This window comes from Parafannyhessea sp. (genome assembly GCF_051876455.1).
Classification (GTDB): domain Bacteria; phylum Actinomycetota; class Coriobacteriia; order Coriobacteriales; family Atopobiaceae; genus Parafannyhessea.
This window is the reverse complement of record NZ_JBJEHW010000205.1, coordinates 1-8,003: the sequence shown is the minus strand read 5'-3', so window position 1 is coordinate 8,003 and position 8,003 is coordinate 1. Positions and strand designations below refer to the sequence as shown.

General features: G+C 67.0%; 7 protein-coding genes. 2 read left to right on the top strand and 5 right to left on the bottom strand.

What is annotated here, in order from left to right; genetic code table 11:
• Both ACI38Z_RS08750 and ACI38Z_RS08745 read right to left on the bottom strand, forming a co-directional pair.
• On the bottom strand, nt 1–1,785 hold a 1,785-nt coding region (locus tag ACI38Z_RS08750), incomplete at its 3' end, for an ABC transporter ATP-binding protein (protein ID WP_439789816.1).
• 74 nt (nt 1,786–1,859) lie between these two features.
• Nucleotides 1,860–2,363 (bottom strand): MarR family winged helix-turn-helix transcriptional regulator, encoded by a 504-nt coding sequence (locus tag ACI38Z_RS08745; RefSeq protein WP_439789815.1) that lies wholly within the window; start codon nt 2,361–2,363, stop codon nt 1,860–1,862.
• Nucleotides 2,364–2,604: 241 nt separating this feature from the next.
• Between ACI38Z_RS08745 and ACI38Z_RS08740 the strand changes: the two genes are divergently transcribed.
• Nucleotides 2,605–3,294 carry a transaldolase family protein gene (locus ACI38Z_RS08740; protein WP_439789814.1) on the top strand — a complete coding sequence of 230 codons (690 nt, stop codon included), beginning with the start codon at nt 2,605–2,607 and terminating at the stop codon, nt 3,292–3,294.
• A gap of 461 nt (nt 3,295–3,755) precedes the next feature.
• Here the strand turns inward: ACI38Z_RS08740 and ACI38Z_RS08735 are convergent, their stop codons facing one another.
• Both ACI38Z_RS08735 and ACI38Z_RS08730 read right to left on the bottom strand, forming a co-directional pair.
• The gene (locus ACI38Z_RS08735) at nt 3,756–4,871 is read right to left on the bottom strand and encodes a 5-methyltetrahydropteroyltriglutamate--homocysteine S-methyltransferase (protein WP_439789813.1); all 1,116 of its coding nucleotides are present in this window, start codon (nt 4,869–4,871) and stop codon (nt 3,756–3,758) included.
• 147 nt (nt 4,872–5,018) lie between these two features.
• Nucleotides 5,019–5,942 carry a LysR family transcriptional regulator gene (locus ACI38Z_RS08730; RefSeq protein WP_439789812.1) on the bottom strand — a complete coding sequence of 308 codons (924 nt, stop codon included), beginning with the start codon at nt 5,940–5,942 and terminating at the stop codon, nt 5,019–5,021.
• A 192-nt stretch (nt 5,943–6,134) separates the two neighbouring features.
• Between ACI38Z_RS08730 and ACI38Z_RS08725 the strand changes: the two genes are divergently transcribed.
• Nucleotides 6,135–7,055: a glycerophosphodiester phosphodiesterase family protein gene (locus ACI38Z_RS08725; RefSeq protein ID WP_439789811.1), complete on the top strand. Its 921-nt coding sequence runs from the start codon at nt 6,135–6,137 to the stop codon at nt 7,053–7,055.
• Between the two features lie 72 nt (nt 7,056–7,127).
• Here the strand turns inward: ACI38Z_RS08725 and ACI38Z_RS08720 are convergent, their stop codons facing one another.
• Nucleotides 7,128–7,946, bottom strand: a complete 819-nt coding sequence (locus tag ACI38Z_RS08720) for a Cof-type HAD-IIB family hydrolase (RefSeq protein ID WP_439789810.1) — start codon at nt 7,944–7,946, stop codon at nt 7,128–7,130.
• Nucleotides 7,947–8,003: the final 57 nt, after the last annotated feature.

Here is an 8,003-nt window from a genome sequence, read left to right as displayed (position 1 = left end):
GCCCGTCTGACGATCCCACAGGCGCTCATACTCGCCGCCGGCGTGGCTGAGCTCGGCGTGTGTGCCGTCCTCCACGATCTGGCCGTGCGAGAGCACCACGATGCGGTCGAGCGAGGCCACCGTGGAGAGGCGGTGCGCCACGACGATGGACGTGCGGCCGTGCATGAGGCGCTCCAGGGCCTCCTGTACCAGGGCCTCGGACTCGCTGTCCAGGGCCGAGGTGGCCTCGTCCAGCACCAGGATCGGCGCGTCCGTGAGGATGGCGCGCGCGATGGCGATGCGCTGGCGCTGCCCGCCCGACAGCTTGACGCCGCGCTCGCCCACCATGGTGTCGAGCCCCTGCGGCAGCCGGTCTATGAACTCGAGCGCGTTTGCCTGGGCGGCGGCGGTGCGGACCTGCTCCTCCGTGGCGTCGGGCCGGCCGTAGGCGATGTTCTCGCGGATGCTGCGGTGGAAGAGGAGCGCCTCCTGCGGCACGTAGGCGATCTGGCGGCGCAGGCTCTGCTGCGTGCAGCGGCTGATGTCCTGGCCGTCCACCAGCACGCGGCCCTCCTGCACGTCGTCCAGGCGCAGCAGCAGCTTGGTGAGCGTGGTCTTGCCGGAGCCGGAGCGGCCCACCAGGCCCACGCGCTGGCCCGCGGGGATGTGGAGCGTGAGGTCCTTAAACACGGAGTCGCCCTCTGCGGCGTCGTGGTAGCGGAAGCCCAGGTGCTCGAAGTCGATGGCGCCCTTGGTGACGCGCAGCTCGCGCGCGTCCGGCGCGTCCTCAACCAGGCGCGGCTCGTCCAGGATGTGGGTCATCTCCGCGGCGTCGCCCAGAGCGCGGTTGATGCGCTGCATCATGGAGCTGGTGTAGTTGAGGCGCATCGTGAGGTTGTACGTGTAGGTGAACATCATGACGAGCGTGCCGGCGCTGATGCCAAACCACGCGTTGCCGCCCACCATGAACACGGAGACGATCGCCATGATGAGCACGATGATGCCGGAGCTGGCAAAGTTGCGCCGCATGCTCGCACGCATGCTCACGGTCTCGGCCTGGCGGGCGTCGCGGTCCGCCGCCGTGAAGAGGTCGCGCTCGAAGTCCTCGCGGCCGCAGGTCTTGACGGCCAGGATGTTGGTGACGGCGTCGCTCAGCACGCCGGAGAGGCGGTTCTGCGCCTGGGACGTGCGCTCGGACAGCGGCAGGATGCGCTTGTACATGACCCAGACAAACGCGATGTAGACCACCATCATGGCGACGAGTATCGCCACGAAGAGCGGCACCTCTCCCACGAGGCTCAGGATCGTGGCCGCGATCGAGGTGACCATGGGGATGAGCGTGAACACGACCACGTCCACGAGCTGCGAGTACCCGCTGGTGAAGCGGCTGGTCTGGCTTACGAGCGCGCCGCCGAAGTTGCTGGTGTGGAACGTCATCGACTGGTTGGACAGCGTGTCGAAGCACAGGCGGGACAGGTGGTAGTTGCCGTTGATCTCGAGCTTGTAGACGCTGTAGTCCTGCAGCTTGCTGAGGACCTGTCCCACGAGGTTCACGAGCACGAGCGCGACCACGTAGGGCGAGAAGACCGCGAACACCTGGCTCGCGGGCACGGGCGATGCCTGCACGCGGTCGACCACGAGGCCCATGACGTAGGTGTTGGCGAAGGTGAGCATGAGCGTGTAGCCGGCGCTGGAGATGACGGCGAGCGCGGTGATGCCGGGCTGCATGCGCGTGACGTCCCAGAACCTCTGGAGCGTCCGACGCATGGTCGAGCGCTCGAGGCGGGCGGTGTTGCGTTGTGACACGGGTATTCCTTTCTGGCGGGGTGATGCGGGCTGGGATTGGCTGGCGTGGCCGGCGGGGCGGCTGCGCCGGCCGGCTAGGCCTGGGCGCCGTCGCTCGAGAGCGTTGCGAGCAGCTTGAGCAGCAGGCGCTTGAGCTCCGCGCCCTCCTCCGGGGTGATGCCGCCCTTCATGCAGCCGAGCATGCAGCGCGGCACGTCGTGCGCGCGCTCGTGGAGCTCGCGGCCGGCGGGGGTGAGCTGCACGATGACGGCGCGCTCGTCCTGGTTCGAGCGGATGCGCGTGATGTAGCCGTGGGCCTCGAGCCGCTTGAGGAGCGGCGTGAGCGTGGCGGAGTTGAGGTAGAGCCTGCGGCCGAGCTCCGAGACGGTGATGCCGTCCTTCTCCCATAGGACCATCATGGTCACGTACTGGGTGTACGTGAGGCCCAGCGGGTCGAGGAAGGGCTTGTACCTGCGGGTCAGCTCCTTGGACGCGGCGTAGAGCGGGAAGCAGAGCTGGTTCTCCAGCGCGAGCGGGTCGGGGTTGTGCGGCGCCTGGTCGCAGGCGTCGACGGGGAGGGATTCGTTTTTCTCGGCCATGTGAGCCTCCTGGCGGCGGCGTTGGTTTGCCGCATTAGTAAATAGCGTGCGATACGTACGCAATGTTACCCCATCGTGCGCGATTAATATCCGGCACGGCGTTGCCATGGCGACATGCGCATACCGCTTAGCCGTGTATCACAATTGACCACCGATTAGTGGACGATTTTGTGGAGACGGGCGCTACGATTGAGTAGCACCAATAACAAACTGGAAAGTTGGCCCAGAGAAGGGACGAGACATGAAGTTCTTTATCGACACGGCGGACCTGGACGAGATCAAGCAGGCGTCGGACTGGGGCATCCTGGCCGGCGTGACCACGAACCCCTCGCTGTACGCGAAGACCGGCGGCAAGCTGGCCGACTTCGAGGACCACATGGTCAAGATCTGCAAGATCGTGGGCGAGGACGTGCCCGTCTCCGCGGAGTCCACGGCCGAGACCACCGAGGACATGATCGCCGACGGCGAGCGCCTGAGCGCCCTGGCGCCCAACATCGTGGTAAAGCTGCCAATCTGCGAGGCGTCGCTGCCCGCGACGCACAAGCTGGCCTCCGAGGGCATCCGCGTCAACATGACGCTCGTGTTCAGCGCGCCGCAGGCGCTGCTGGCGGCCTCGGCGGGCGCGCGCTACATCAGCCCGTTCGTCGGCCGCTTCGACGACATCGGCGACGACGGCATCGAGCAGCTGTCCAAGGTGATCGAGTGCGTGAAGAACTACGACTACGGCTACTGGGAGCAGGAGGGCGGCCCCGAGATCATCACGGCCTCCGTCCGCACCCCCAACCACGTGACGCAGGCGGCGCTGCTGGGCGCCGACATCGCGACCGTGCCGTTCGCGGCGCTCAAGAAGTGCCTGCACCACCCGCTGACCACCGAGGGCCTGGCCAAGTTCGCGGCCGACTGGGCGAAGGTCACCGGCGAGGCGAAGTAGCGACACTGCGACACGCCGAATCGCGACAGATTGCGAGCGCATGGGGCGGAATCCACTGCGGGTTCCGCCCCGATTCTTGCTGCGAGCCAACTTTCTGGCGGCTCTTTGCACGTGGAGGGGGTTTGAGTGTACTTTGCGGTTGATGTATCTATTGAAATGGGCTTTCGGCAGCCTGGTGGATCCTGGGAAATACACTCAAACCCGCTTTCGATGCATCGGCACCGTCCTTAAAGCCTCTTTGAGTGCCCGGCGCCCGCTTGCCTAGGCCGCAAAGTACACTCAAACCCTCGTGAGCTGCACGTTGGCCGAAAAAAGTTCCGTGGACATCCTGCTGGAGCCGATGGCGCCACGCCTCGGCTGAACGAAGTGGGTGCAATGCCTACAGACGAGGGCGGCCGCCGGCGCGTGAGTCGCACGCGTGCCGGCGGCCGCCCTGTAAGAAACGCTGACGTGAGGTGCAGCTACTCGCCCCAGACGCGCTCCGCGATGCGCTTGATGAGCTCGCACTTTGCCCACTGGTCGTCCTCGGTCAGGACGTTGCCCTCCTCGGTGGAGCTGAAGCCGCACTGCGGGGAGAGGCGCAGCTGGTCGAGGGGCACGTACTTCTCGGCCTCGTGGATGCGGGCGATCACGGCGTCCTCGTCCTCGAGCTCGGGGAACTTGGAGGTGACCAGGCCGAGTACGACGACCTTGTCCTTCGCGAAGCGCAGCGGCTCGAAGTCGCCCGCGCGGTCGGAGTCGTACTCGAGGAAGAAGCCGTCGTAGTTGGCCGAGAAGAGCGTCTTTGCGACCGGCTCGTAGCCACCGGAGCTGAACCACGTGCTGCGGAAGTTGCCGCGGCAGATGTGCGTGGTGATGGTCATGTCGGCGGGCTTGGCCTCGAGGATGCGGTTGATGGTGGTCACGTAGTTCTGGGCGACGCGGGCGAGGTCGATGCCCTCGGCCTCGTAGGCGGCGCGCTTGCTGGCGTCGCAGAACTCGCCCCATGCGGTGTCGTCAAACTGCAGGTAGCGGCAACCCAGGTCGTAGAACGCGCGTACGGCGTCCTGGTAGGCGGCCACGATGTCGTCAAACAGCACCTGCTCGTCCTGGTAGCGCTCGATGGGCTGGTACGTGGCCTTGCCGCGCACGCATGGGATGAGGTGCAGCATGGACGGGGACGGGATGGTCATCTTGGTGGGATAGTCGCCCGCGATCTGACGGAGCTTGGCGTAGTGCTTGAGGAAGGGGTGATCGCCAAAGCCGATCTTGCCGGTGAAGCGCAGCTGGGCGCCCTTGGGCTTGGGACCCTTGAACTCGACGGACCAGTTGGTGGTGTCCACGTGCTCCACGCCCTCGAGCTCCTCCAGGAAGTCGAGGTGCCACATGGCGCGGCGGAACTCGCCGTCGGTCACGGCCTTGAGGCCGACGCGCTTCTCGTTGGCGACGAGCTCGGTGATGCACTCGTCCTCGACGGCGGTCAGCTCGTCGCGGGTGATCTTGCCGGCGGAGAAGTCCGCGCGGGCCTGCTTGAGGCGGGCGGGTCGCAGGAAGCTTCCGACGACGTCGTAGGTGTAGGGCGGCTGCTTGATGGCCATGGCGTTTCCTTCCGTTGGCGCGGCGGCCAACGGGTGGCGTCGCGTGTCGTTTGCATACGGGTTAGGATGGCACAGGCCTGCCATATAGAAAACTATCCATTGGTAAGAGATAACCATAGCCACAAGCTATGGCATGCCGCACCCTCGCTACGAGTGGTCGCCCTTGCGATAGGTGCTCACGTAGTCCTGCAGCAGCGTGAGGTAGCGGCTCGCGATGGGCGAGAGCGGCCGGTCGCCGCGGCGCACGTAGCCCAGCTCCATCACCTCGTCGCTCTGCAGCGGGACGGAAACGATCTGGCTGCCGTTGAGCGCCTCGGAAAGGATGCCGGAAGATATGGTGTAGCCGCCCAGCCCAATGAGCAGGTTGAACAGCGTGGCGCGGTCGGTCACGACGATGCTCTTCTCGGCCGGCTCCGTGATGTGCAGCTCCTCCGCAAAGTACGGCGAGTTGTGGATGCCCTGGTCATAGCTCAGGCGCGGGTAGGGGAGAAGGTCTTCCAGCGTGACCGAGGCCCGCTCGGCCAGCGGGTTGTCCCGGCTCACGAAGACGTGCGGCGCCGCGGTGAACAGCGGCTCGAAGGCGAGGCCCGCCGCTCGGATGGCGTTGGTGATCACGTCGCGGTTGAAGTGGCTGCGGTAGAGGATGCCCAGCTCGCTGCGCTGCACGCGGACGTCGTCGATGATGCCGGCGGTGCTGGTCTCGCGGAGCGAGAACTCGTAGCGGTTGGCGTCGTGCTCGCGCACCAGCTGCACGAAGGCGTTCACCACAAAGGCGTAGTGCTGGGCAGACACCCCAAAGACTCGCCGCACGTGCGCGCCGCCCTTGTACTCCGACTCGAGCAGGTCGGCCTGCTCCACCACCTGCCGCGCGTACGAGAGGAAGCGCGTGCCCTCCTCCGTCAGCTCCACGCCCGTGCGCGACCGCGTGAAGATGGTGATGCCCATCTCGCGCTCCAGCTCGCTCACGGCCTTGGACAGGCTGGGCTGCGCTATGTAGAGCCGCTGCGCCGCCGCCGTGAGGGAGCCGGACTCCGCCACCTGTATCACGTACCTGAGCTGCTGAAGCTTCACACTGCCTCCTCACGTCGCACACATTGTGGCACAACTGCCAGCCACATCGCACGCTAGGCGATGCCGGCGTTGCGCGGCCGCGAACTTGCGCTAACCTTGCCGCAGACGCCGCCCCGGCGCGGGGCTGGCCGGCGTCGCATCAAAAACTCATCGCGCGGGCCGTGCGCCCGCGCTTGTGAAAGGCGGGACAGGATGAGAAGGACTTCCTCAAGGATAGCGGCCGGCATCGGGATCGCGGCGGGTGCCGTTGCGGCGACGGCAGCGGTCGTGGCGCCGCGCCGGGGCGACTCGTACGTGGACGCCCGCTGGCAGCGCCTGCGCGGGCACCGCTTTGCGCACCGCGGCCTGCACGACGCCAAGCTCGGCATCCCGGAGAACTCGCTCGCCGCGTTCCAGCGCGCGCACGACCTGGGCTTTGGCGCGGAGCTCGACGTGCACCTTACCGTGGAGGGAAAGCTTGCCGTCATACACGACTCCAACACCAAGCGCATGTGCGGCACGGAGCTCACGGTGGAGAAGAGCACCCTCGCGCAGCTGCGCGACCTCACGCTCGCGGACACGCAGGAGCACATCCCCACGCTGGACGAGGTGCTCGAGCTGTTTGAGTTCGACACCGCCTCCGACGACCCGGAGCCCGCGCCGCTCATCGTGGAGGTGAAGACCGCCTCCGCCGGCTGGGCGCGCGTGGCAGAGTTGTGCGAGAAGACCATGGCCGCGCTCGACGCGCACACGGTCAGCTACTGCATCGAGAGCTTCGACCCCAGGGTCCTGGTGTGGCTGCGCCGCCACCGCCCGGAGGTCGTGCGCGGGCAGCTCTCCCGCGACTTCCTGCGCGACGGCGACCTTGGCCCGGACGTCCCGCGCGACTTCGCGGCCACGGTCATGTTGGGCAACGTCTTCGCGCGGCCGGACTTTGTGGCGTACAAGTTTGCCGACAGGACGACGCCGGCCGTGGAGCTCGTGGTGCGCGCGCTGGGCGCCAAGCCCGTGTACTGGACCATCCGGACCCCGGAGGACCTCGTCTCGTGCGAGTCCGATGGTGGCGTCGCGATATTCGAGGGCTTCGTGCCCGCGTCCTGCCGCGCCGGGGAGGACGCCAAGCCCCGCGCGTAGGCGCGCGTCGCGCAAAGGCATCTGTAACATAGCCGCGTCCTTCTCGCCCGCATGGGCGAGAAGGACGTTTCGCTAGAAGTAGCGGCCGATGACCTCCGCCACGCCGTCGTGGTCGCAGTCGGCCTGCGTCACCACGTCCGACGCCTCGAGCGCGGCCGGCGTGGCGTTTGCCATGGCCACGCCAAGCCCGCAGTTGCGGAGCATGTCCAGGTCGTTGTCGCCATCGCCCACGGCCACCACCTGGGACAGGTCGAGCCCCAGCTCGTCGCACAGCCGCGCGATGCCGGAGTCCTTGCGCACGCCGGGCGCCGTGATCTCAACGGAGGCGCCCTCCGCAAAGGCAACCTGCACGTTGGCGCCGCGCAGCGCCTCGCGCGTACGCACGCGGCCCTCCTGCGTAAAGTGGTACAGGTTGATCTTGACGGCCTTGTTGGGGTGCTCCCGCAGGAAGGCGATGGGGTCGTCCATCTGCTCGTTTACCTGCTCCCAGAGGGACTGGTACTGGCCCAGCCCCACCTCGGGCGCGCGCTCCACGTCCGCCTTGTTGAAGTAGGCGCCCGTGGAGGTGAGGATGTTCACCAGACAGCCACTCGCAAGGCCGGCGCGCACGGCGTCCATCGCGCCGTGGTTGGGGATGGTGGTCTCGCTCACCACGCGCCGCTCCCACAGGTCCATCACTACGGAGCCGTTGCCCAGCACGGCGTAGCGCACGGGCGCGAGGTCGTGCAGCAGGGGCACGATCTCGCGGTAGCCGCGGCCAGTCGCGATGGTCGCGAACGCGCCCTTCTCCGTAAGCCCGCGCAGAGCCTCTGCCGTGGCCGGACTCACCTGTTTCTTGGAGTTGAGCAGGGTCCCGTCCATGTCGAGCGCAAGCAGCCTGTAGTCGTGCATGCGGCCTCCGTTACGCGAGCTCGCGCTTGAGCTCGTCCGCGATCGCGAGGATGAACT

What these genes read in the sequence shown, in the direction of transcription:
- ACI38Z_RS08740 (WP_439789814.1), top strand. Translation starts at nt 2,605, where the DNA reads ATGAAGTTCTTTATCGACACGGCGGACCTGGACGAGATCAAGCAGGCG.
- ACI38Z_RS08745 (WP_439789815.1), bottom strand. Translation starts at nt 2,363, where the DNA reads ATGGCCGAGAAAAACGAATCCCTCCCCGTCGACGCCTGCGACCAGGCG.
- ACI38Z_RS08725 (WP_439789811.1), top strand. Translation starts at nt 6,135, where the DNA reads ATGAGAAGGACTTCCTCAAGGATAGCGGCCGGCATCGGGATCGCGGCG.
- ACI38Z_RS08720 (WP_439789810.1), bottom strand. Translation starts at nt 7,946, where the DNA reads ATGCACGACTACAGGCTGCTTGCGCTCGACATGGACGGGACCCTGCTC.
- ACI38Z_RS08735 (WP_439789813.1), bottom strand. Translation starts at nt 4,871, where the DNA reads ATGGCCATCAAGCAGCCGCCCTACACCTACGACGTCGTCGGAAGCTTC.